The organism is Bradyrhizobium sp. USDA 241 (assembly GCF_049739505.1).
Taxonomy (GTDB): Bacteria; Pseudomonadota; Alphaproteobacteria; order Rhizobiales; family Xanthobacteraceae; genus Bradyrhizobium; species Bradyrhizobium liaoningense.
Genome location: NZ_JBMGPZ010000005.1, coordinates 4,073,343 through 4,096,294 on the forward strand (window position 1 = coordinate 4,073,343; position 22,952 = coordinate 4,096,294).

The 22,952-nt window shown below is 64.5% G+C and carries 20 protein-coding genes and 2 pseudogenes; 13 read left to right on the forward strand and 9 right to left on the reverse strand.

Annotated elements, in window-relative coordinates:
• Positions 1-56 precede the first annotated feature (56 nt).
• From ABIF91_RS41565 to ABIF91_RS41580, 4 genes and pseudogenes are all read left to right on the forward strand, one after another.
• Positions 57-1,561, forward strand: a pseudogene (locus tag ABIF91_RS41565) (M81 family metallopeptidase).
• A gap of 13 nt (positions 1,562-1,574) precedes the next feature.
• Positions 1,575-2,747: a M20 aminoacylase family protein gene (locus ABIF91_RS41570; protein WP_028177321.1), complete on the forward strand. Its 1,173-nt coding sequence runs from the start codon at positions 1,575-1,577 to the stop codon at positions 2,745-2,747.
• On the forward strand, positions 2,740-4,161 hold the full coding sequence (locus tag ABIF91_RS41575; RefSeq protein WP_028177322.1) for an amidase: 1,422 nt from the start codon (positions 2,740-2,742) through the stop codon (positions 4,159-4,161). Before ABIF91_RS41570 ends, ABIF91_RS41575 begins: the two co-directional genes overlap by 8 nt.
• Positions 4,162-4,452: 291 nt before the next feature.
• Positions 4,453-5,343 (forward strand): crotonase/enoyl-CoA hydratase family protein, encoded by an 891-nt coding sequence (locus tag ABIF91_RS41580; RefSeq protein ID WP_028177323.1) that lies wholly within the window; start codon positions 4,453-4,455, stop codon positions 5,341-5,343.
• 106 nt (positions 5,344-5,449) lie between these two features.
• On the opposite strand, the gene ABIF91_RS41585 is transcribed toward ABIF91_RS41580, so the two are convergent.
• The 3 genes from ABIF91_RS41585 to ABIF91_RS41595 all read right to left on the reverse strand — a co-directional run bounded on the left by ABIF91_RS41585 (position 5,450) and on the right by ABIF91_RS41595 (position 7,871).
• Positions 5,450-6,427, reverse strand: coding sequence for an NADPH:quinone oxidoreductase family protein (locus ABIF91_RS41585; protein ID WP_028177324.1), 978 nt, complete (start codon positions 6,425-6,427; stop codon positions 5,450-5,452).
• The gene (locus tag ABIF91_RS41590; protein ID WP_028177325.1) at positions 6,427-7,035 is read right to left on the reverse strand and encodes a 2-hydroxychromene-2-carboxylate isomerase; all 609 of its coding nucleotides are present in this window, start codon (positions 7,033-7,035) and stop codon (positions 6,427-6,429) included. Before ABIF91_RS41590 ends, ABIF91_RS41585 begins: the two co-directional genes overlap by 1 nt.
• 134 nt (positions 7,036-7,169) lie before the next feature.
• The gene (locus ABIF91_RS41595) at positions 7,170-7,871 is read right to left on the reverse strand and encodes a glutathione S-transferase N-terminal domain-containing protein (protein WP_028177326.1); all 702 of its coding nucleotides are present in this window, start codon (positions 7,869-7,871) and stop codon (positions 7,170-7,172) included.
• A 134-nt stretch (positions 7,872-8,005) separates the two neighbouring features.
• Here ABIF91_RS41595 and ABIF91_RS41600 point away from each other — a divergent pair, with 134 nt between their 5' ends.
• Positions 8,006-9,028 carry a methionine synthase gene (locus tag ABIF91_RS41600; protein ID WP_028177327.1) on the forward strand — a complete coding sequence of 341 codons (1,023 nt, stop codon included), beginning with the start codon at positions 8,006-8,008 and terminating at the stop codon, positions 9,026-9,028.
• Between the two features lie 6 nt (positions 9,029-9,034).
• Here the strand turns inward: ABIF91_RS41600 and ABIF91_RS41605 are convergent, their stop codons facing one another.
• The 4 genes and pseudogenes from ABIF91_RS41605 to ABIF91_RS41620 all read right to left on the reverse strand — a co-directional run bounded on the left by ABIF91_RS41605 (position 9,035) and on the right by ABIF91_RS41620 (position 11,363).
• Positions 9,035-9,406, reverse strand: a complete 372-nt coding sequence (locus tag ABIF91_RS41605) for a hypothetical protein (protein WP_155251788.1) — start codon at positions 9,404-9,406, stop codon at positions 9,035-9,037.
• A 9-nt stretch (positions 9,407-9,415) separates the two neighbouring features.
• Positions 9,416-10,046, reverse strand: a pseudogene (locus tag ABIF91_RS41610) (hypothetical protein).
• A gap of 23 nt (positions 10,047-10,069) precedes the next feature.
• Positions 10,070-10,606 (reverse strand): xanthine phosphoribosyltransferase, encoded by a 537-nt coding sequence (gpt, locus tag ABIF91_RS41615; protein WP_424579776.1) that lies wholly within the window; start codon positions 10,604-10,606, stop codon positions 10,070-10,072.
• A gap of 19 nt (positions 10,607-10,625) precedes the next feature.
• Positions 10,626-11,363: a competence/damage-inducible protein A gene (locus ABIF91_RS41620; RefSeq protein WP_028177330.1), complete on the reverse strand. Its 738-nt coding sequence runs from the start codon at positions 11,361-11,363 to the stop codon at positions 10,626-10,628.
• A 282-nt stretch (positions 11,364-11,645) separates the two neighbouring features.
• Between ABIF91_RS41620 and ABIF91_RS41625 the strand changes: the two genes are divergently transcribed.
• The 6 genes from ABIF91_RS41625 to ABIF91_RS41650 all read left to right on the forward strand — a co-directional run bounded on the left by ABIF91_RS41625 (position 11,646) and on the right by ABIF91_RS41650 (position 17,136).
• Positions 11,646-13,064: a circularly permuted type 2 ATP-grasp protein gene (locus ABIF91_RS41625; protein ID WP_028177331.1), complete on the forward strand. Its 1,419-nt coding sequence runs from the start codon at positions 11,646-11,648 to the stop codon at positions 13,062-13,064.
• Between the two features lie 4 nt (positions 13,065-13,068).
• Positions 13,069-14,013 (forward strand): alpha-E domain-containing protein, encoded by a 945-nt coding sequence (locus ABIF91_RS41630; protein WP_028177332.1) that lies wholly within the window; start codon positions 13,069-13,071, stop codon positions 14,011-14,013.
• Positions 14,014-14,131: 118 nt separating this feature from the next.
• Positions 14,132-14,980 carry a transglutaminase family protein gene (locus tag ABIF91_RS41635; protein ID WP_028177333.1) on the forward strand — a complete coding sequence of 283 codons (849 nt, stop codon included), beginning with the start codon at positions 14,132-14,134 and terminating at the stop codon, positions 14,978-14,980.
• 67 nt (positions 14,981-15,047) lie between these two features.
• Positions 15,048-15,455, forward strand: coding sequence for a carboxymuconolactone decarboxylase family protein (locus ABIF91_RS41640; protein WP_028177334.1), 408 nt, complete (start codon positions 15,048-15,050; stop codon positions 15,453-15,455).
• 137 nt (positions 15,456-15,592) lie between these two features.
• Positions 15,593-16,351 (forward strand): proteasome-type protease, encoded by a 759-nt coding sequence (locus tag ABIF91_RS41645; RefSeq protein ID WP_028177335.1) that lies wholly within the window; start codon positions 15,593-15,595, stop codon positions 16,349-16,351.
• A 26-nt stretch (positions 16,352-16,377) separates the two neighbouring features.
• Entirely contained in the window at positions 16,378-17,136 is a 759-nt protein-coding gene (locus ABIF91_RS41650; protein ID WP_424579777.1) for an SDR family oxidoreductase, read from the forward strand.
• Here ABIF91_RS41650 and ABIF91_RS41655 read toward each other — a convergent pair.
• The gene (locus ABIF91_RS41655) at positions 17,133-18,416 is read right to left on the reverse strand and encodes a hypothetical protein (RefSeq protein ID WP_424579778.1); all 1,284 of its coding nucleotides are present in this window, start codon (positions 18,414-18,416) and stop codon (positions 17,133-17,135) included. The two genes, ABIF91_RS41650 and ABIF91_RS41655, sit on opposite strands and share 4 nt — an antisense overlap.
• 346 nt (positions 18,417-18,762) lie before the next feature.
• Between ABIF91_RS41655 and ABIF91_RS41660 the strand changes: the two genes are divergently transcribed.
• Positions 18,763-20,013: a NupC/NupG family nucleoside CNT transporter gene (locus tag ABIF91_RS41660; protein ID WP_028177337.1), complete on the forward strand. Its 1,251-nt coding sequence runs from the start codon at positions 18,763-18,765 to the stop codon at positions 20,011-20,013.
• Positions 20,014-20,066: 53 nt separating this feature from the next.
• On the opposite strand, the gene ABIF91_RS41665 is transcribed toward ABIF91_RS41660, so the two are convergent.
• The gene (locus ABIF91_RS41665; RefSeq protein WP_028177338.1) at positions 20,067-20,594 is read right to left on the reverse strand and encodes a cupin domain-containing protein; all 528 of its coding nucleotides are present in this window, start codon (positions 20,592-20,594) and stop codon (positions 20,067-20,069) included.
• A gap of 220 nt (positions 20,595-20,814) precedes the next feature.
• Between ABIF91_RS41665 and ABIF91_RS41670 the strand changes: the two genes are divergently transcribed.
• Complete coding sequence (locus tag ABIF91_RS41670; protein WP_028177339.1) at positions 20,815-22,947, forward strand: tetratricopeptide repeat protein; 2,133 nt, start codon at positions 20,815-20,817, stop codon at positions 22,945-22,947.
• Positions 22,948-22,952: the final 5 nt, after the last annotated feature.

The following is a 22,952-nucleotide window of genomic DNA, read 5'->3' on the forward strand; positions in this document are numbered from 1 at the left end:
TCTCTCCTTCGCGCCAAGGCTAACGTCGCGCACTTTCCAACGCTGGACTTGAATTGATGACACGTATCGCCATCGGCGGCTTCCTGCACGAGACCAACACCTTCGCTCCGACCAAGGCGACATTTGCGGACTTCCAGCATGGCGGCGGCTGGCCGGCGATGACGGAAGGCGCCGACGTGCTGAAGGTGATGCGGCGCATCAATGTCGGCCTCGCCGGCTTCGTCGACAGCGCTGAAGCCAGCGGCTGGGAACTCGTTCCGACGATTGCCTGCGGGGCGAGCCCCTCGGCCCATGTCACCAAGGACGCCTTCGAACGCATCGTGAAGGCGATGGTCGACGGCATCGCAGCCGCCGGGCCGATCGATGCGGTCTATCTCGACCTGCACGGCGCCATGGTGACCGAGCATCTCGACGACGGCGAAGGCGAGATCCTGGCACGCGTGCGCCGCGTCATCGGCAAGGATGTTCCACTCGTCACCAGCCTCGATCTCCACGCCAACGTCACGCCCGAGATGATCGAGCATGCCGACGCGCTGATCGCCTACCGCACCTATCCACATGTCGACATGGCCGAGACCGGCCGCGCCTGCGCAAGGCATCTGGCGCTGCTGCTGCAGACGAAGCAACGCTTCGCAAAGGCGTTCCGGCAATTGCCGTTCCTGATCCCGATCAGCTGGCAATGCACCAACGACCAGCCGACCAAAGGCATCTATGAGAAGCTCGCCGCACTGGAGGGCGATGCGGTTCCGACACTCTCTTTCGCGCCCGGTTTCCCGGCCGCGGATTTCCGCGATTGCGGGCCGAGCGTATTCGCCTACGGCAAGACGCAAGCGGACGCCGACCGCGCAGCCGATGCGATCGTGAAGCTGATCGAAAGCCACGAGGACGATTTCGACGGCAAGATCTGGTCGCCTGACGATGGCGTGCGCCATGCCATGGAACTTTCGAGGAATGCGAGCAAGCCGATCATCATCGCGGACACCCAGGACAATCCCGGCGCCGGCGGCGATTCCGACACGACAGGCATGCTGCGCGCGCTGGTGCGCAACAAGGCGAGCGCCGCCACCGGCGCGATCTACGATCCGGACTCGGCCAGGGCCGCGCATGCGGCCGGCGTCGGCGCCACGGTAACGCTCTCGCTCGGCGGCAAGTCCGGCATTCCCGGCGATGAACCCTATCGCGAGACCTTCGTGGTCGAAAAGCTCTCCGACGGCCGCTTCATCGCGCCCGGCCCTATTACGGCGGCCGCGAGATGGAGATGGGTCCCTCCGCCTGCCTGCGCATCGGCGACGTCCGCGTGGTCGTTTCGTCGCACAAGGCGCAGCTCGCCGACCAGGCGATGTACCGCTATGTCGGCATCGAGCCGACCGCGCAAAAGATCCTGGTCAACAAGAGCTCGGTACACTTCCGCGCCGATTTTGAGCCGATCGCGGAGAAGCTGATGATCTGCGCCGCCCCCGGCGCAATGCCGGCGGACACGGCTTCCCTGCCCTGGACGCGGCTGCGGCCGGGCATCCGCATCAAACCGAACGGCCCTGTTTTCGATCCTCCCTCACGCTAACTGGACAGGACACATGCCCACGATCGACCGCATCGACGGCTACGCCGACGAACTCACCGCTATCAGGCGCGACCTCCACGCCCATCCCGAGATCGGGTTCGAGGAAGTGCGCACGTCCGGCATCGTCGCCGACAAGCTGAAGAGCTGGGGCATCGAGGTGCATCGCGGCCTCGGCGGCACCGGCGTGATCGGCGTCATCAAGGGCAAGGGTTCGAGCGGCAAGCGCATCGGCCTGCGCGCCGACATGGACGCGCTGCCGATGGAGGAGAACACCAATCTGAAATGGAGCTCGAAAATCCCCGGCCGCTTCCACGGCTGCGGCCATGACGGCCATACCACCATGCTGCTCGGCACCGCGCGCTATCTCGCCGAAACCCGGAATTTCGACGGCACCGTGCATTTGATCTTCCAGCCGGCCGAGGAAGGCCTCGGCGGCGCCCGCGCCATGATCAAGGACGGCTTGTTCGAGAAGTTTCCCTGCGACGAGCTCTACGGCCTGCACAACGCGCCCGACCTCAACCACGGTGAGATCGCGATCCTGCCCGGCCCCGCGATGGCCAGCGCCGACTTCTTCGACCTCCGCATCACCGGCTACGGCGCGCATGGCGCGATGCCCGAACGCTCCAAGGACGCGGTGATCATCGCGACCACGCTGGCCCAGGCGATCCAGACCATCGTCAGCCGCAACGTCGAGCCGCTGCAGGCTGCCGTGATCTCGATCACCCAGATTCACGCCGGTTCCGCCTACAACGTCATTCCCGGCGACGCGCATCTTTGCGGCACCATCCGCACCTTCTCGAAAGAAGTCCGCACCCTGATCGCCGAACGCATCCGCACGATCTGCGCCGGCATCGCGAGCGCCTATAGTTGCGTGATCGACGTCGACATCCGCGACACCTTCGACGTGCTGGTCAACCAGGTCGAGCAGTCCAAGGTGGTCGAGGAGGTCGCGCGCACCATCGTCGATCCCGCCAACGTGATCACCCGCACCCAGCCGAAGATGGGCAGCGAGGATTTTGCCGACATGCTGCAGACTATCCCCGGCGCCTATTTCTGGGTCGGCCATGACGGCTCGGTGCCCGTGCACAATCCCGGCTTCGTGCTCGACGACAAGATCCTGCCGATCGGCGCCAGCATGTTCGCCCGCATCATCGAGACGCGCATGCCGGTGGGGGCCCATGCATAAGAAGAGCGTCGAAGAGGCGGTCACCTCGCTGCACGATCTGTCCGCGGTCGATCTGATCGCGGGCTATCGTGCAAAGCAGTTCTCGCCGAGCGAGGTGCTGGAGGACCTGCTCGCGCACGTCGCTGCGTGGGAGCCGCACCTCAAGGCACTCTATGCGTTCGATCCCGACGGCGCGCGCGAGGCCGCAAAGGCCTCGACCGCGCGCTGGACCGGCGGCGAGCCGTCCGGCGCGCTCGACGGCGTGCCCGTCACGGTGAAGGACAACATCGCGACCAAGGGCGTGCCAGTGCCGCTGGGCGCGGCCAGTGTCAAGCTCGTGCCGGCCGAGAAGGACGCCCCGCCTGCCGCGCGGCTGCGCGAGGCAGGCGCGGTCATCTTCGCCAAGACCACCATGCCCGATTACGGCATGCTGTCCTCCGGTCTCTCCAGCTTCCATGCGCTGGCGCGCAATCCCTGGGACCTCTCCAAGAATCCAGGCGGCTCCAGCGCAGGCGCCGGCGCTGCCGCAGCGGCCGGCTATGGTCCCTTGCATCTCGGCACCGATATCGGCGGCTCGGTGCGGCTGCCCGCCGGCTGGTGCGGCCTCGTCGGCCTGAAACCGAGCTTCGGCCGCGTGCCGATCGATCCCACCTATGTCGGCCGTGTCGCCGGCCCCATGACGCGCACGGTCGACGACTGCGCGCTGATGATGAGCGTGATCGCAAAACCCGACCGGCGCGACGGCATGAGCCTGCCGGCCGAACCGCTCAACTGGAAGGGGCTGGAGAAGTCGCCGCGAAAACTGCGCATCGGCCTGATGCTCGATCCCGGCTGCGGCCTGCCGCTGGAGAAACCGGTGCGCGAGGTCGCGGTGAAGGCGGCGAAGGCGTTCGAATCTGCAGGCGCCGTCGTGACTGAAGTCGACGGCATCCTCACCCGCGAGATGCTCGACGGCCTCGACAATTTCTGGCGCGCGCGGATGTGGGACGATCTGTCGAAGCTGACGCCGGCCGAGCAGGCAAAGGTGCTGCCCTACATCTTCAAATGGGGCGAGTCCGGCGCCAAGCTCTCCGGCGTCGACGTGATCCGCGGCTTCAACCAGACCATGGCGATCCGCGCGGCGGCGTCAAAGCTGTTCTGCGAGCTCGACTATGTGATCTCGCCGACTGCGCCGAACGTGAACTATCCGGCGGAATGGGCCTCGCCGACCAACGATCCCATGAAGCCGTTCGAGCACATCGCCTATACCGTGCCGTGGAATATGTCGGAGAACCCCGCGATCTCCGTCAATGGCGGCTTCGACGCCAAGGGGTTTCCGATCGGCGTGCAGATCGTCGGCCGACGCTTCGACGACATCGGCGTGCTCGGCATGGCCAAGGCGTTCGAGGGCCTGCGTGGCCCGCAGCGGCCCTGGCCCGAGCCGCCGGCACATTAGCAACGCTCGATCATTCCAGGGCGTACCCTTTGGGCACAAGCCCGAATGACTTGCTTGAAAGAGTATGCCGAGCTTATTGCTTCACCCTCCCCTGCAGGGGGAGGGTCGGCTCACGTGGAGCGCAGCGACATGTGAGACGGGGTGGGGTGACAGTCTCTCCGCGGACGCAGTGCCCGCGTGGAGAGATCACCCCACCCCGCTCGCGCTTCGCGCGATCGACCCTCCCCCTCCAGGGGAGGGTCAGAGCCTCTGCCGTCTGCGCAGCGAAAAAAACCAAGGAAGGAAACCACCATGGCGTATGAGACGATTAAATACGAGGTCGCCGAGCAGATCCTCACCATCACGCTGAACCGGCCCGACAAGCTCAATGCCTTCAACGCGCAGATGCAGGCGGAGTTGATCGACGCGTTCGACGCCGCCGACAAGGACGACAACGTCCGCGCCATCATCGTCACCGGCGCCGGCCGCGGTTTTTGCGCGGGCGCGGATCTGTCGTCCGGCGCCGACACGTTCGACCGCGACGCGCGGCGCGGGCCAGTGAGGCGTCTCGCCGACGGCAAGGTCGATTACAGCGATCCGCAGGTGCGCGACGGCGGCGGCCAGGTCACCTTGCGCATCTTCAAGTGCCTGAAGCCCGTCATCGCCGCGGTGAACGGTCCCGCGGTCGGCATCGGCGTCACCATGCAGCTCGCGATGGACATTCGCATTGCCTCGGAGGCTGCACGTTTCGGCTTCGTGTTCTCCCAGCGCGGCATCGTGCCGGAGGCCGCCTCGAGCTGGTTCCTGCCGCGCATCGTCGGCATCTCGCAGGCGCTGGAATGGTGCTATTCGGGCCGCGTCTTCCCGGCGCAGGAAGCGCTTGCGGGGCGCCTCGTGAGCAAGGTGGTGCCGCCGGATGATCTCCTGCCAACCGCCCGCGCGCTCGCCAAGGAATTTGCCGCGAAGACCGCGCCGGTCTCGGTCGCGCTGATCCGCCAGATGATGTGGCGCATGATGGGCGCCGACGATCCGATGGAGGCCCACAAGGTCGACAGCCGCGGCATCTACGCCCGCGGCCGCTCCGACGACGTCAAGGAAGGCGTGGTGTCGTTCCTGGAGAAGCGTCCGGCCCAGTTCAAGAACAAGGTCTCGACCGACATGCCGGATTACTTCCCGTGGTGGACGGAACGGGAGTACAAGTGACGCTCTCGTAGGGTGGGCAAAGGCGCTCTTGCGCCGTGCCCACCATCTATCAGCAACCGAAACCGGAATGGTGGGCACGCTTCGCTTTGCCCACCCTACGGCACCGTCACTCCATCACCAGCGCCACGCGCCCGATCGCCTTGCGGTCGATCAACAGCCGCATCGCCTTCGCAAACTCCTGCAGCGGCAGGCGGTGCGAGACGTTGGGGCGCAGCTTGCCCTGCTCCGCCCATTGCAGCAGTGCCTTGAGACGCGCTTCGCCAAGCGCAGGATTTTTCCGCACCGCTTCGCCGGCGCGCACGCCAATGACGCTGGCGCCCTTGATCAGCAGGAGATTGGTCCTGGCCGAGCCGATGCCGCCGGTAAAGCCGATCACCAGCAGCCGCGCACCCCAGGCGATGCAGCGCATGGAGTCTTCAAAAACCTGGCCGCCGACCGGATCGAACACAACGTCCGCGCCTCGGCCGTCGGTGATACGCTTGACCGCATCGCGAAACGGCTCGCGGTCATAGCGGATGAGATGATCGGCGCCACGCGATTTCGCAATCGCAAGCTTCTCGTCGCTCGAGGCCGTCGCGATCACGATCGCGCCCAGCATCTTGCCGATCTCGACCGCGGCAAGACCGACACCGCCGCCGGCGCCATGCACCAGCAGCACCTCACCCGGCTCGATCCGGCCGCGGTCGATCAGCGCGTGATAGGCCGTGCCGTGGCCGGCGAGATAGGTCGCGGCCTCGGCGTAGTCGAACGTCGACGGCATCGGCGTGAGTTGGGCCGGCGTCACCACCACTTCGTCAGCAAAGGCCCCATGGCGCATCTTGACGATGACCTTGTCGCCGACCGAAACGCCGCTTGCCTCCGGTGCGACCTCGGTGACATCGCCGGCAGCTTCCATCCCGGGCGTGAACGGCAGCTCGGGCTTGAGCTGGTATTCGCCGGCGGCCATCAGCACGTCAGGGAAATTCAGTCCAGCGGCGCGGATCGAAACGCGCACCTCGCCCGGCTTCAGGGCGCGGGGCGGAAACTCCTCCAGCCGCAACGTCTCGGGCGCTCCGAGCGCGCGGCACACGACAGCGCGTACCATCAAGCCGCGCTCGCCTTGCTGCGCAGCAGTGCCTCGCGGATCAACGGCAGGCGGTCGTTGCCGAAGTACATGTCGGTTTTGTTCACGAAGATCGTCGGCGAGCCGAAGCCGCCGCGGGCGACGACCTCCTCGGTATTGGCCTTGAGCTGATCCTTGATCCCCTGCTCCGAAATGCCGGCGAAGAATTTCTGCTCGTCGATGCCGATTTTCCTGCAGATTTCGGCGAGCACCGCATCCTGCGAAATATCCTTGTCCTCGCCCCAATAGGCCTCGAAGACGGCAGTCGCAAACGGCACGATGTCTTTGCCGAGCCAGATGCAGCCGCGCATGGCCTTGACGCTGTTCACGGGGAACACGGTCGGCGGCATCTTGATCGCAAGGCCCGCCGAGCGCGCCCAGTCCTGAAGGTCCTTCGTCATGTAGCGCGCCTTCAGCGGCACCGGCTTTTCGCGCTGCGCGTAGACGCTCGGGTTGACCGTGTTGAAGATGCCGCCGACCAGGATCGGCCGCCAGACGATCTCGGCGCCTAGTTCCTTCGCCAGCGGCTGGATGTTGTGGAAGGCGAGATAGGTCCAGGGGCTGGAACAGTCGAAGAAGAATTCGATCATGGCGTTTCCTTTGCTGACGGACCTCATCCTGAGGAGGCTGCGGAGCGGCCGTCTCGAAGGATGGCCACCCGCGATAGTCGGGCCTTCATGGTTCGAGACGCGCCTGCGGCGCTCCTCACCGTGAGGAACGGGCACTACGTCTTTCCCAGCACTTCCTTCGCACGCTGGCCAAACATGATCTTGCGTGATTCCTCGTCGAACGGCTCTTTGACGAATTTGCCGATCGCAAGCCCCGCCTGCACCTGTGGCCTCGCACGAACCTCGGCATACCAGCGTTTCACGTTCGGATAGTCGTCGAGCGTAAAACCCTGCGCCTTGTGAGTCATGGTCCAGGGGAAGCAGGCGATGTCGGCGATGGAATAGTCACCGGCGACATAGGCCCCAGTCTTGCCGAGCTGGCGATCGAGCACGCCGTAGAGCCGCGCCGCCTCGTCGCGATAGCGCTCGATCGCGTAAGGGATCTTCTCAGCGGCATAGAGCGCAAAATGTCCATGCTGGCCGAGCATCGGTCCCAGCCCGGCCATCTGCCACATCACCCATTGGATGGTGGTCGAGCGCCCGCGCAAGTCCGTCGGCAAGAACCGTCCGGTCTTGTCCGCGAGATAGATCAGGATGGCGCCGGTCTCGAAGGCCGAGAACGGAGGCCCGCCGTCGGCAGGATCGTGATCGACGATTGCGGGAATGCGGTTGTTCGGAGAGATCGCCAGAAATTCGGGGCTGAACTGCTCGCCAGCGCGGATGTTCACGGGCTTCACGCTGTAGGGAAGCCCGAGTTCCTCCAGCATGATCGAGATTTTCCAGCCGTTCGGCGTCGGCGCGTAATAGAGATCGATCACGACCTTTCCCCTGGCCTTTCCTTTGGGCCTTCCCTGTCATCGCCGTCGGAATAGAGAGCGACTTTTGTTGTTCTGTACCTTGACGTTAAGTCATGGCAGGAAGAGGCGCAACACAACCTGCCGGGAGGGCCGCCATGCTGTTTCCAACCACGATCGCCGGCTCCTTGCCGAAGCCGGAATGGCTGGCCGAGCCCAATATGCTCTGGGCGCCCTGGAAGGCGCAAGGCGACGAGCTGCTCCGGGCCAAGCGCGATGCGACGCTGATCTGGCTGAAGATCCAGGAGGACGCCGGCATCGACATCGTCACCGAGGGCGAGCAGGCCCGCCAGCATTTCGTCCACGGTTTCCTGGAGAAGATCGAAGGCATCGACTTCGCCCACAAGGTCGAGATGGGCATCCGCAAGGACCGCTATAAGGCAATGGTGCCGCAGGTGGTCGCCCCGCTCCGGCTGAGGGGACGCGTCCATGCTTTCGAGGCGCGCGTGGCGCGCACACATACCAGGAAGAAGTTGAAGTTCACCCTGCCCGGCCCAATGACCATCATCGACACCATTGCGGATCGCTACTATGGCGACCGCGTGAAGATGGCCTTTGCCTTCGCCGAGCTGCTCAACGAGGAGGCCAAGGCGTTGCAGGCCGACGGCGTCGATCTCGTGCAGTTCGACGAGCCCGCCTTCAACGTCTACATGGACGAGGTCAACGACTGGGGCATCAAGGCGCTGGAGCGCGCGGCGCAGGGCCTCACTTGCACTACCGCGGTCCACATCTGCTACGGCTACGGCATCAAGGCCAACACCGACTGGAAGGAAACACTCGGCGCGCAATGGCGGCAGTACGAGCAGATCTTCCCGGCAATCGACGCGAGCCCGATCCAGCAGGTTGCGATCGAGTGCCGCAATTCCAAGGTGCCACTCGACCTCCTGGCGCTGCTCAAGACCAAGATCGTGCAGGCCGGCGTGATCGACGTCGCCAGCGACACGGTGGAGACCGCCGAGGACGTCGTGAAGGTGATCGACGCGGTGGCGAAATTCGTGCCCAAGAGCAACATCATCGCCACCACCAATTGTGGCATGGCGCCGATGCGGCGGGAGATCGCCGAAGCCAAGCTGATGGCGCTCGGCGCCGGCGCCGCGCTGGCGCGCGAGAAGCTGGGGTGAGACACCCTACTTGCGCAGCAGCGACGTACCGGTTCCGGGCGCGGGCTCGAGCGTTCTGACGGCGCCTTGCTGGTGATCGCTCTTGCAAGCATCGTCGTCGAGCGACTTCAGCCCGAGCAGATATTGGCCGTGCTCGTGCATGTTGCTCGTCATGTATCTGTCAATGCGGGTCAGAAAGTTCAGCATTTGACTCTCCTCGATGTTGCACGAGAAGGTAAGCTGCCGGGTATAGCCGATCGATGGGACCGTCAGGACGATGTTATAAAGGCGATATAGCCGTCGCCGGAACGACTTGCCCGCAAGAGCAATAAGATGTCGCCGCGCCTCGACAGTTCGCAATATGAGGAATACGGGCGGCGCAGCACGATCGGAATTCATGGTACACGTCTAGCCGAGTGCCGTCGGATGCAGCCTGGGCTGATAACCCGCGCTCAGCGCACGCACCGTCGAGGGCGGCGTCAAGAGCTTGGCGTTGTCGAGCCGCCCCTGAGCACCGGCATAGCCCGCCGGCGACCATCGCAGCGCCCTGCCCCTTGTCACTAGAAAACTGGCTTCGCTCGATCGGCATCACGAGCTCATGAAGTCGCTTCCGGCCGTGATCTAGCCGCTCGCGATGCAGGACCTCATCGATATCGTGCATGCGGACATCGTGGAGGCGATTGCCCTTCTCCCAGGCGGCGCGAAACCGTTTGGCGTCGTCGCGGCGGCAGAAGAAGCAGGGACGATGGCCGGCGGCGAGCGCGGTGGCTTCATCTAGGAAGAACAGCTCGGTCCAGCTTCGGTTCGCCATCACCTCGCGGCGGCGGCCGCGGAACTCGCACACGCAGGTCAGCCAGGCCGGCGACGACCAGCGCTTGTTCAGCAGCGTCTTGGTGGCGGGATCGTGGATGATGCCGCGATTGCCGGTGAACAGGCCGCGATGCGGGGTGGCGATGATATCGCCGGTGGGCGTGACGCGGTTCTGAAGGGGGCGAGTGGCGAACGGCGAATGGCGAGTGGGGACAGTGCTACTCGCCATTCGCTACTCGCCACTCGCTCTGGTTACGCCGCCCCGTCGCGTAGCGGCGGGTGATAGGACAACGCGGTGTCCCAGGGGAAGAAGATCCAGGTGTCCTGCGACACTTCCGTGATGAAAGTGTCGACCAGCGGGCGTCCCATCGGCTTGGCGTAGACGGTGGCGAAATGGGCCTCCGGCAGCATCTCGCGCACCAGCTTGCCGGTCTTGCCGGTGTCGACGAGATCGTCGACGATCAGGAGGCCCCTGCCGGTGCCGCCGCCGAGCTTCATCACCTCGTCCGAGATGCCCTTGAGCACCTTCAGCTCGCCCTGCTTGGTGTGGTCGTAGCTGGCGATGCAGACGGTATCGATGACTCGCACGCCGAGCTCGCGTGCCACGATCGCCGCCGGCACCAGGCCGCCGCGGGTAATCGCAATCACTGCATGGAACGGGCCGACTTCGTTCAGTCGCCAGGTGAGCGCCCGGCAATCCCGGTGGAACTGGTCCCACGAAACCGGAAAAGGCCTGCCCGCGCGCTCCTGCGCGCTCAGTTCCGGTGCTTCACCCATCGTCGTCTCCATTCGTCTCGAGCGTCTTCTGCTAGCGGGTGATGTTCAATCCCGCCAGCATTTCCTTCACCGCCGCCATCGCCGCGGCGAGCTTCTCCGGATCGCGCGAGCGCACCACCAGATTGGTGTTCGGCTTCTGCTCCTCGTCCATGAAGGGATAGCTGCCGATGATGGTGTCGGGATGGGCCGTGGCGATCGCCCGCAGCGGGCTGCCGATATCGCCCTCGCGCGCATTGGCGCGGACCGATTCGGAGAGCATGCGCACGCCCGATTTCAGCTTGGGCGAGACGATGTCCATCATCGCCTGCATGATCGACGGCACGCCGGCCATGACGATGACGTTGCCGATCTTGAAGCCGGGAGCGAGGATGGTCGCGCTCTGGATCAGCTCGGCACCGTCGGGGATGCGGGCCATGCGCAGGCGGGCCTCGTTGAGGTCCTGCTCGCTCCAGCGCTCGCGGAAGCGGGCGACGACCTCCGGGTGATGGTCGATACCGACGCCGAACGCCTTGGCCACGGCATCGGCGGTGATGTCGTCATGCGTCGGTCCGATGCCACCCGTGGTGAAGACGTAGGTGTAGCGATGCCGCAGTGCGTCCAGGGCGGCGATGATGTCGGCCTCGTCGTCGGAGACGATCCGGACTTCCTTCAGGTCGATGCCGATATTGGTCAGATATTCGGCGATGAAGCCGATATTCTTGTCCTTGGTCCGGCCGGACAGGATTTCGTCCCCAATGACCAGGATGCCCGCCGTGACGATGTCGCTCATGCCTTAAGTCCCTCACCTGTGACGCCAACTTTGCCGAGGTAACGCGTTGAAGTCACGCGGTTTTGCTTCTGAAATAAGCAGTCCTCAGCCATTTTTTCAGGCAAGCCGCCGGCCGTCCCCGGCAAATGCCCCTCCTCCATGCTTATCGCGCTGGCCCGGCCCTTGCTACCTCCTAGGGAAGTCATGCACTCTCACGGCATGGCCACAGGACGTTGCGGTCTTCAGCAAGGCCGAAACGACCTGATCAATGGCGCAACGCCTGGGGGAGAACAGTCGGATTCTATGGCAGTCGCGTTTGACGAAATGAATATTCCCGGCGGAGACCTTCGCCCCGCCTATCAGGAGCTGGCGCGCTGGCTCAAGGAAACGCCGCCCGAAGCCCTCGAATATCGGCGTCAGGAGGCCGAGCTCCTGTTCCGCCGGATCGGCATTACCTTCGCGGTCTACGGCGATTCCGAGTCGACCGAGCGCCTGATTCCGTTCGACGTGATCCCGCGGATCATGTCCGGCAAGGAATGGGCGCGACTGGAGAAGGGCCTGAAGCAGCGCGTGCGCGCGCTCAACATGTTCCTGCGCGACATCTATCACGGCCGCGACATCCTCCGCGCCGAGATCGTGCCCGACGACCTGATCTTCCAGAACCCGGTGTTCCGCCCCGAGATGAACGGCCAGCAGGTGCCGCACGACGTCTACGTGCACATCGCCGGCATCGACATCGTCCGGGTCGACGCCGAGGACTTCATCGTGCTGGAGGACAACGCCCGCACCCCCTCGGGCGTGTCCTACATGCTGGAGAACCGCGAGATCATGATGCGGCTGTTTCCGGATCTGTTCGCCCGCCACAGGGTGGCGCCGGTCGAGCGCTATCCGGACGAGCTGCTCGCAGCCCTGCGCTCGGTCGCGCCGCTGAGCGCATCCAGCGAGCCGACCGTCGCCCTGCTCACGCCCGGCGTCTACAACTCGGCCTATTACGAGCACTCGTTCCTCGCCGACAAGCTCGGCATCGAGCTGGTCGAAGGCCGTGACCTCATCGTCAAGAACAACGAAGTGTTCATGCGGACGACGGAAGGGCTGAAGCGGGTCGACGTCATCTACCGCCGTGTCGACGACGATTTCCTCGATCCCCTCACCTTCCGACCCGACTCCGTGCTCGGCGTGCCCGGGCTGATGTCGGCCTACGCGGCCGGCAACATCACGCTCGCCAACGCCGTCGGCACCGGCATCGCCGACGACAAGGCGATCTACTCCTACATGCCTGATATCGTGAAGTTCTATCTCGGCGAGGAGCCGATCCTGAAGAACGTGCCGACCTGGCGCTGCCGCGAGCCGAAGGACCTCGCCTATGTGCTGGACAATCTGAGCGAGCTCGTCGTCAAGGAAGTGCACGGCTCCGGCGGCTACGGCATGCTGATCGGCCCCGCTGCGACCAAGGCGACGATCGAAGCTTTCCGCGACAAGCTCAAGCGCGAGCCGGAAGGTTTCATCGCGCAGCCGACGCTGGCGCTGTCGACCTGCCCGACCTGCACCGCATCCGGCCTCGCCCCGCGCCATGTCGACTTGCGGCCCTTCGTGCTGACGGGCAGCAAGAGCACCACCATCGTGCCGGGCGGACTCACACGGGTCGCGCTCAAGGAAGGCTCCCTGGTGGTGAATTCAAGCCAGGGCGGCGGCACCAAAGACACCTGGATCCTGGACGAGTAGAGAGATGCTGTCGCGTACCGCCGAAAACCTCTACTGGCTCGCCCGCTACGTCGAACGGGCCGAGTATCTCGCGCGCACCATCGATGCGACGCTGCGCGTCACCGCGCTTCCCGCCGCCTATATCGGCAAGACCAATGAATGGGATTCGGCGCTGCTCACCGCCGGGGTCGCCGCCAGCTTCTATCAGACCTACGAGGAGGCCAACGAGCACAACGTCGTCGAGTATCTCTCGTTCTCGCCGAACAATCCGTCTTCGATCAGGAACTGCATCGAGGCGGCGCGGCTGAACTCGCGCTCGGTGCGCACCGCGCTCACCAGCGAGATGTGGGACACCATCAACTCGGCCTGGATCGAGCTTCAGGCGGTTTGGAGCAAGGGTGCCTCGACGCGCGAGGATCTCGCCAAATTCCTGCGCTTCGTGCAGGAGACCTCGCTGCGCTTCGACGGCTCGGCCTACCGGACCATGCTGCGCAACGACGCGTACTGGTTCTCGCGCATGGGTGTGCATCTGGAGCGCGCCGACAACACCGCGCGCATTCTCGACGTGAAATATCACGTGCTGTTGCCCGAGGAGGAGCATGTCGGCGGCCCGCTCGACTTCTATCAATGGAGCTCGATCCTGCGCTCGGTCTCGGCGCTGACCGCCTATCACTGGGTCTATCGCGAGACGCTGAAGCCGTGGCTGATCGCGGATCTGCTCATCCTCAACGACACGCTGCCGCGCTCGCTCGCCAGCTGCTACGGCAACCTCGTGCGCAACCTCGACCAGATCGGCGTCGCCTATGGCCGCCAGGGCCCGGCCCAGCGCCACGCCCGCGGCATCCGCAACCGGCTGGAACACAGCAATATGAACGACATTTTCCAGCATGGCGTGCATGAATTCATTCAGGAATTCATCACGGACAATTCCAGGCTGGGCGAAATCATCACGAAGCAGTATTTGATCTAGCCGAGACTGAAACCTTCACCTTTCGTCGTTCCGGGGCGATGCGAAGCATCGAACCCGGAATCTCGAGATTCCGGGTCTGGCGCTTCGCGCCATCCCGGAATGACGGAATCAAAACACCATGCGCCTGCGAATCCAGCACATCACGACCTATCGCTACGAGCCGCCGGCCACCAGCGTGATCCAGATCCTGCGCATGACGCCTGGCAGTCATGACGGGCAATACGTCGCGGAGTGGCAGATCGACGTCTCCACCGACACCAAGCTCGACATGCATGAGGACGCGTTCGGCAACGTCACCCACGTGCTGTCCTGCGGACCCGTCGGCGACATCCAGATCACCGCCGAAGGGCTGATCGAGACCCACGACACCGGCGGCGTGCTGCGCGGCACGGACGAGCGTTTCCCGGCCGGGATGTTCCTGCGCTCCACCGACCTCACCTCCGTCAATCCGGCGATGACGGCGGTTGCGCGCCAGTTGCGCAGCGAGGCCGAGAGCGACACGCTTGGCTTCCTGCACACGCTGATGACGCAGATTGCCGATCACATGACGTTCGACGAAGACCCCACCAACAGTGGCACGTCCGCGGCGGAGGCGTTCGCGCTCAAGCGCGGGGTCTGCCAGGATTACGCGCACATCTTCATCGCCTGCGCCCGCGCCGGCGGCGTACCGGCGCGCTTCGTCTCCGGGCACTTTCTGCGATCGGACGACTCGGTGCATCAGGAGGCCGGCCATGCCTGGGCGGAGGCTTACGTGCCCGATCTCGGCTGGGTCGGCTTCGATCCCGCCAACAGCATCTGCGCCACCGACGCCCATGTGCGCGTTGCGATCGGGCTCGACTATCTCGGCGCGGCCCCGGTGCGTGGCACGCGTTATGGCGGCGGCACGGAAACGCTGGCGGTGGCCGTGAAGGTCGAGCAGACCGGCCGCAGCGGGCAGTCGCAATCGCAGTCCCAGCGGCAGAGCTAGATGCTGCCGGACGAGCGCATGCGCCGTGCTACAATCGCAGGATCAGATCAGACCAGCGAGGTAGCCCATGGCGACTGTAAAACTGCTTTCGGATGACGAACTCTCCGCCGACGCGCGCGCCGTTTTCGACGACATCCGAATGGTGCGGAAGTCGGATTTCGTCAACAATTTCTGGCGGGCGCTGGCGCATGATCCGAAGACGCTGCGGCGGACCTGGAACAGCATCAAGGACGTGATGGGTCCGGGTGCGCTCGACCCCAAGACCAAGGAAATGCTCTACGTCGCGGTTTCGATCGCCCATGGCTGCAGCTACTGCATCCATTCGCACACGGCCGCCGCACGGGCCAAGGGCATGACCGAGGCCGAATATGGCGAGCTGCTCGCCATCGTCGGCATGGCTGCGGAGACAAACCGGCTGGTGACGGGGCTTGGCGTGCCGGTCGACGAGGCGTTTCTCGTCGATGCAGTGGATTGAGCGACAAGAGCTGACTGTCATTCCGGGGCGCGCGCAGCGCGGGCCCGGAATGACAGCCTTCCCCCGCGGGAATCGGGGGTTTCATGGCTCCCTGAAATTGGCTAGTAATTCCGCGCAAACGCGTTCGGGGACTGGAAATGACCTATTGTTGCGGAATCCTGGTTCAGGACGGTCTGGTGATGATCGCCGACACCCGCACCAATGCCGGCCTCGACAACGTCTCGACCTTCCGCAAGCTGCACATCTTCTCCAAGCCCGGCGAGCGCATCATGGCGATCGCCAGCGCCGGCAACCTCGCCATCAGCCAATCGGTGCTCTCCACCCTGACCGAAGGCCTGGAAGACCCCAACACGGGCGAAATCGAGACGCTGATGAACGCGCCGACCATGTTCCAGGCCGCCCAGCGCATCGGCCGGGCGATCCGGGCGGTGCATGCGACCGAGGGACCGGCGCTGAAATCCGAGGACGTGTCGTTCGACGTCTCCTTCCTGTTCGGCGGCCAGATCAAGGGCGCGCGCATGCGTCTGTTCATGGTCTACACCGCCGGCAATTTCATCGAGTGCACCACCGATACGCCCTACCTGCAGATCGGGGAGCACAAATACGGCAAGCCGGTGCTCGACCGCGCCATGCATTACGACGTCGAGCTCTACGAGGCGCTGAAGACCGGCCTGATCTCGATGGACTCGACCATGCGCTCGAACCTCGGCGTCGGCCTGCCGATCGACGTGCTGGTGGTACGCACGGACGCCTGCGAAGCCGATCTCAACCACCGCATCGAAGCGGGCGAGCCTTATTTCCACGATTTGCGCTCGCGCTGGTCGGCGGCGTTGCGCGCTGCGCACCAGAACATTCCGCGCCCGCCCTACAAGAACGAAAAAGAACCCAAAACCTGACAGCAGAAGAGAAAAGGCAGGAAACGATGAGTGAAGCGAAAAAGATCGCATTGGTGACCGGCGCCGGCACCGGTGTCGGGCGCGCCGCGTCGCTGGCGCTGATGAACACCGGCTTCACCGTGGTGCTCGCAGGGCGCCGGCTCGACATGCTCGAGGAGACGGCAAAGCTCGGCCCCGCCGGTAAAAGCGTTTGCGTCACCGCTGACATGACCAAGCCGGACTCCATCGCTGCGCTGTTCGACAAGGTGAAGGCGACCTACGGCCGGCTCGACGTGCTCTTCAACAATGCCGGCATGGGCGCCCCTGCCGTGAACTTCGAGGACCTCAGCCTCGAACAGTGGCAGGCGGTGGTGAACACCAACCTCACCGGCCCGTTCCTATGCACCCAGCATGCCTTCCGCATCATGAAGGACCAGACCCCGCGCGGCGGCCGCATCATCAACAATGGCTCGATCTCGGCGCATGCGCCGCGACCGTTCTCGGCGGCCTATACCTCGACCAAGCACGCCATCACCGGCCTGACCAAGGCCAGCAATCTCGACGGCCGCATGTACGACATCGCGGTCGGCCAGGTCGACATCGGCAATGCCGCGACCCCGATGACCGACCGCATGGTCAACGGCCCCGGCGTGCTGCAGCCCGATGGCACCACCAAGCACGAGCCGCGCATGGACGCCAAGGCAGTCGGCGACGCCGTCGCCTACATGGCCGGCCTGCCGCTCGACGCCAACGTGCTGACCATGACGGTGATGGCGACCAAGATGCCTTTCGTCGGACGGGGCTAGCCGCTCACGCGCTGCAGGCGTTCGCGCAGAAACCGACGCAACGCCTGCTCCGCCGCTTCCGTCGGGACCGCGGCATCAAATCCAATGAGCTTGACGTCCACCAGAGGATACTCGTCGCTGCGAAACGCGAGGGCGGCTATCGCGCCGAGCGGAACTCGAACGACGGCGTCCTCGCCGCGCCGTGTGGCTTGCATTTCGCCGAGCTCCTTTCGGGAATCGAACCAGAAGAACCTGGTCATCTCCCGCAGCGTGATGTCGCGCCGCGCGATGTGAACCTGCGGATTGCGGCTGCTCGAGCTTAACCCGTATTCGTCAGGCAACGGTACCACGACAAACGACGTCGCGCCGTCGGGCATTGCAGGACCCATGAAGACTCCGACCTCGTGATAAGGAACGTCGACGCGATATCCGGCAACGGCGATATCGGGCGTGGGCAGGATGTGCAGTGCGCGTAGAGCGGGGCGTACCTGGTTGTTCATGAGCTTGAGGCCTGCGTGGCCGAATATGCCGGGGCTGTAGAACCACGCGACGGCACAGGCCGCTGCCAACGCCCCAATCTTCAAACTATGGCGAGGGTTACGTTCTTGGCGACGCACGCAATGGGCAAGCCATAGCTGCACGGTGAGCGCCGCAATCGCACTGAGGCAAGCACCGGCGACGGGCAGCCAGCGCGGCACGGCACTGGCGGGATGACCGAGCGGCAGCTGATACGCGAAGCGAATGGCAAGATAGCCACCGAACGCGATCGTTAGCCAGACATATGCGCCGACCAGATTTGCCTGGAATTCGCGACGTGTATCCGCAGCCCACCACGGAAGCCCAAGCAAGTAGCGGCTGGCAAGGGTGAGCAGCAGCGCCAGGATGAGGCCACAGCCGATCAGTACGATCGTGTTTGTCGCGAACAACAGCCGTGCGCCGTTAAACTCCACACCGATCGACATCGCTGCTCTGATCACAACTCCGGCGATGAAGCTGGGCACTTCCCCCACGGCAACCACCAGCCAGTCGATCGCTAGCGACGATGCCGCAAAGCTCGCCACCGCCAGGACAATCAGATCGTACCAGGGAAGGATCGACCGGCGCGCAAGATCGGAGAAGAAAAAGCCCGCCAGCGCTCCTCCCGCACCGAGCTTCATGGTCAGGAGGAAGTATCCGTCGGGAAGGTTTGCAATGCGCAGATAAATGATAGAGCCGTACGCGGCATATATCGCCCATGCGAGCGGCACGGCCACCCACAGCCACATCGGCACTTCGAACTGGCGCGGTCCGATCCGGATCATGCCGGGATGATAGCAAAGCGCGCTTAATCCGCGGTCAATGACAGCGGAAAAAGCCCGCGGCGGCGTTAGCAATCCGGAAACGGTGTCGCCGCCGGTCGTCCCCTACTCCAGGCGCTCCACCTTTCGCAGCGTCGGAAACAGCTTCATCCAGAGCAGCGCGATCGCGATCTGTTGGCTGCTCTGGCGTCGTCCCCTGGGTCACCCTAATCGGCTTGGGCCCTGATCTCGACGTGAGCCGCGCGACTGAGGCGGACCTGCTTGTCTACAGCGGGACGCTTTCTGCGGCTTGCCGGCATTGCCTTTGCAAGGCCGGTGCGGCCATAATCGCCGAGGGTTCGGGGACATCATGCTGCGGCTGCAATCGGCACTGGGCATTTTCGCATTGCTGCTGATCGCCTGGGCGCTCAGTGAAAATCGTCGCGCGGTCTCGCTGCGCCAAGCGGCGATCGGCCTCGCCGCGACCTTCGTCACCGCGGTCGTGCTGCTGAAGCTGCCGGTCGTCGCGCATGCGTTCGGTACCATCAACGACGCGGTCGGCGCGATCTCCGCGGCCTCCCGCGCCGGCTCCGCCTTCGTGTTCGGCTATATCGGCGGCGGCGCCCTGCCATTTGATCTGAAGGTACCCGGCGCCGATTTCATCCTGGCGTTCCAGGCGCTGCCGATCGTGCTGGTGATGAGCGTGCTGACGACGCTGCTGTTCTATTGGCACGTGCTGCCACCGATCGTGCGCGGCATGGCCTGGCTGCTTGAGCGCACGCTCGGCGTCGGCGGCGCCGTCGGGCTGTCGACCGCCGCGAATGTCTTCCTCGGCATGGTCGAGGCACCGCTGTTCGTGCGGCCCTATCTGGCACAGATGACCCGCAGCGAGTTGTTCCTGGTGATGACCGGCGGCATGGCCGGCATCGCCGGCACGGTGCTGGTGCTCTATGCGACGCTGCTTGCTCCCCTCATCCCCGACGCCGCCGCGCATTTCGTCATCGCCTCGGTGCTGGGCGCGCCGGCCGCGATCCTGGTCAGCCTGATTATGGTGCCCGAGACCTCAGACAAGCGCACCGGCGGCGCGCTGGAGGATCCGGAGATGGATGTATCCGGCACGATGGATGCGATCGTGAAGGGCACCACGGCCGGCCTCGAATTGTTGCTCAACATCGTCGCCATGCTGCTGGTGCTGGTGGCGCTGGTCTATCTCGTCAACGCCATGCTCGGCCTCCTGCCGAACATTGGCGGCGCCGCGATCTCGCTGCAGCGCCTGCTCGGTCTCGTCATGGCGCCGGTGTGCTGGCTGATGGGATTGCCGTGGGATCAGGCGATCACCGCCGGCAGCCTGATGGGCACCAAGACCGTGCTCAACGAATTGATCGCCTATGTCGACTTCTCGAAGCTGCCACCCGGCGCGCTCGACCCGCGCTCGCGCCTGATCATGCTCTACGCGATGTGCGGCTTCGCCAATTTCGCCAGCCTCGGCATCATGATCGGCGGCCTGGGCGTGATGGCGCCGGAGCGGCGCGAGGAAATCAATGCGCTGGGCCTGAAGTCGATCGTATCGGGCACGCTGACGACGTGTCTGATGGGAGCGATGGTGGGGGTGTTGGCGTAGACTCTCCCCACTCGTCATTACGGGGCGCGACTTCGTCGCGCCCCGTAATGACATCAAGCCTTCAGCTCCACCGTCTTGAACTCCGCCGGCAGGATCACCTCCAGCAGTTCCACGTCGTCCGAATAGTCCAGGATCATGTGCCTGATCTTCGGCGGCTGGGTCCAGGCGCTGCCTTGCTTCATCAGGGTCTCGCCCTGCCCGTCCATATAGGTCTTCACCCAGCCCTTGAGCACGTAGACCATCTGGAATTCGACGTCGTGATAGTGGAGCTTGGACACCTCGGCCGGATTGCAGGGGCCCTGCAAGCGGATCACATGTGCCTGCGCGAGGCCATGGGTCGCGTCGGCGATGCCGAGATCGCGGTAGCTGGCATAGGCACGCAGGCCGTCGGCCTTGAAGTCTTCCTCGCGGTGATGGCTGACGGCGATACGCTGCTTCGGCCGCACGGGCTTCTTCGGAGCGACGGTGCGCGCCTTCGCCTTCACCGCCGCGCGCGCCGGGGATCGCGCCGCTGCCTTGACGCCGCTCCGCTTCTTCACCGCGGTCTTCGTTGCGGGCCTTGATGCCTTTTGCTTGGCCATTGTCTGCCTCCCTGATCCGAGCCGCGTCCGCCTGACGGGGCCGACCCGAAGGGCAGATTACCCAGTCTTGGGCGGGGCGGCAATTGCGGGGCTTGGTGCAATGAGCTCGACGAACCCAACCGGTCGTAGCTTGTCCCAAGCTGTCGTGGCGAGCGGCCATCGTCTCGTATTCATTCTCTCGCTGAATTAATCTCGCCGGGAGATCTGGGGGAATTGATTCATGGGCAGCAGCGTCGGTCAGCGTGCATTTCAGAATGCCCGGCTTCAGAAACGGCAAAAGGCCGAAGTGCTGCCATTGCTCCAGCGCGCACTCGAGTTGCACAAGAAGGGACTCCTGTCCGAGGCACGTGTGACCTATCGACAACTCCTGCAGATCGCGCCCAATCAATTCATCGCGCTGCATATGCTCGGCATTCTGGAGTCCGATGCCAAGAACTATCAGCAGGCTGAAATTCTACTGAGCCGGGCGGTCGCCGTGGATCCGCGATCTGCCGAAGCTCACATGGGCCTGGGCGTCGCGCTCAACGGGCTGAAACGCCACGATGAGGCCCGAGCAAGCTATCGAAAGGCACTCGCCTTAAAGCCCAACTACGCCCTGGCCCTGTCCAATCTCGGCAACGCAAGCGCGGCGCTTGATCTGCACCTCGAAGCGCTCGATAGCTACGATCGGGCGCTCACAATGGACGGCAACCTCGCCGAAGCCCACAACGGCCGGGGCTCTGCGCTCTGCCGCCTGCGCAACTATGACGAAGCTCTTGCAAGCCTGAACCGCGCGCTCTCGATCAAGCCCGACTATGCCGCGGCGCTGGCGAACCGCGCCGTCGCATTGCGGGAGCTTCAGCGATTTGACGAGGCCATGGCGGACTGCAATCGGGCAATCGCCCTGGCACCCGACGACGTGAACGGATGGCTCTGGCGCGCCAATGTCCTGCTCCAGACGCAGCGAATTGCCGAAGCATTGTCCGATTGCGAGAGGGCTCTCGCGATCGCTCCCGATTCCGACCAAGCCCACCTTGTGTTGGGCCTTTGTTTCGCGGGGTTGGGCCGGGTCGGCGAAGCCCTCGCCAGCTTCGACCGAGCTCTCGACATCCGGCCTGACCTCCAGAGCGCGATCTCCAGCAAGATATTCACGCTCGATTTCGTGGCGGACGCCAGCGTCGAACAGCATCAGCAAGCGCGGCAAGTCTGGTGGGAGCGGATCGGCGCGAAGATCGCTTCAGAGGTGGCGGCGGCACCCCACGACAACAGCCGCGATCCGGATCGGCGTCTGGTGCTTGGCTATGTCTCGTCGGATTTCAACGCGCATTCGGCTGCGTTCATCTTCGAGCCCGTGCTGCAACACCATGACCGCGCGCAGTTCGAGATCGTGTGCTACTCCTGCTCGTCGAAAGCGGATGCGACAACGAGCGAATTTCAGGGAATCGCCGACCGCTGGCGTGACGCCTCGCAATGGACCGACGATCGCCTCGCCGCTCAGATTCGCACCGATCGCGTCGATATTCTGATCGACCTGTCCGGCCACACCAGAGGAAACCGCCTCGGCGTGTTTGCGCGCAAGCCGGCACCGATCCAGGTGCACGGCTGGGGCCACGGCACCGGCACCGGGCTGCCGACGATCGACTATCTGTTCTCGGATCCGGTCGCGATTCCTGCCGCGGTTCGGCATTTGTTTGCGGAGACCGTTGTCGACCTGCCATGCTTCGTGACGCTGGCGCCGCTGCCGGCCGGGATTGCGCGGGCGCAGGCGCCTGCTCTCTCGAACGGCTTCGTCACATTCGGTGTCTTCAACCGCATCAGCAAGATTTCGGACGAGGCCGCGGAAGTCTGGTCCAGGATTCTCGACCGGGTCCCGGGGGCGCGACTGCTGATCAAGGATGTTGCGCTGGACGATCAACTGGTCCGCGACAAGCTGCTGGCGCGATTTGCGGCTTGTCGATTGCCGGCCGAACGCGTCGATCTGCTCGGAGCCACCTTGCGGAGCGAACATCTGGCATCGTTCAATCGCGTCGACATTGCGCTCGACCCGTTCCCACAGAACGGCGGCGTCAGCACGTTGGAAGCCCTGCAGATGGGCGTGCCCGTGGTGGCGAAGCTCGGGAGCAGTCTGCCCAGCCGTGCCGCCGGCGCCATCCTCTCCGCGCTCGGCTTGCCGGACTGGGTCGCAGACAGCGATGAGGCATATGTCGAGATCGCAGTCGGCCGCGCGGCGCGGATCGGCGATCTCGATCGATTGCGCCGCGAACTGCCCGCACAGATCAACGCTGCGGCCGCCGGCAACCCCATCTCATATGCGCGAGCAGTGGACGACGCCTATCGCGCGATGTGGAAACGCTACTGCAGCAGCGGCGCCTGATCTCG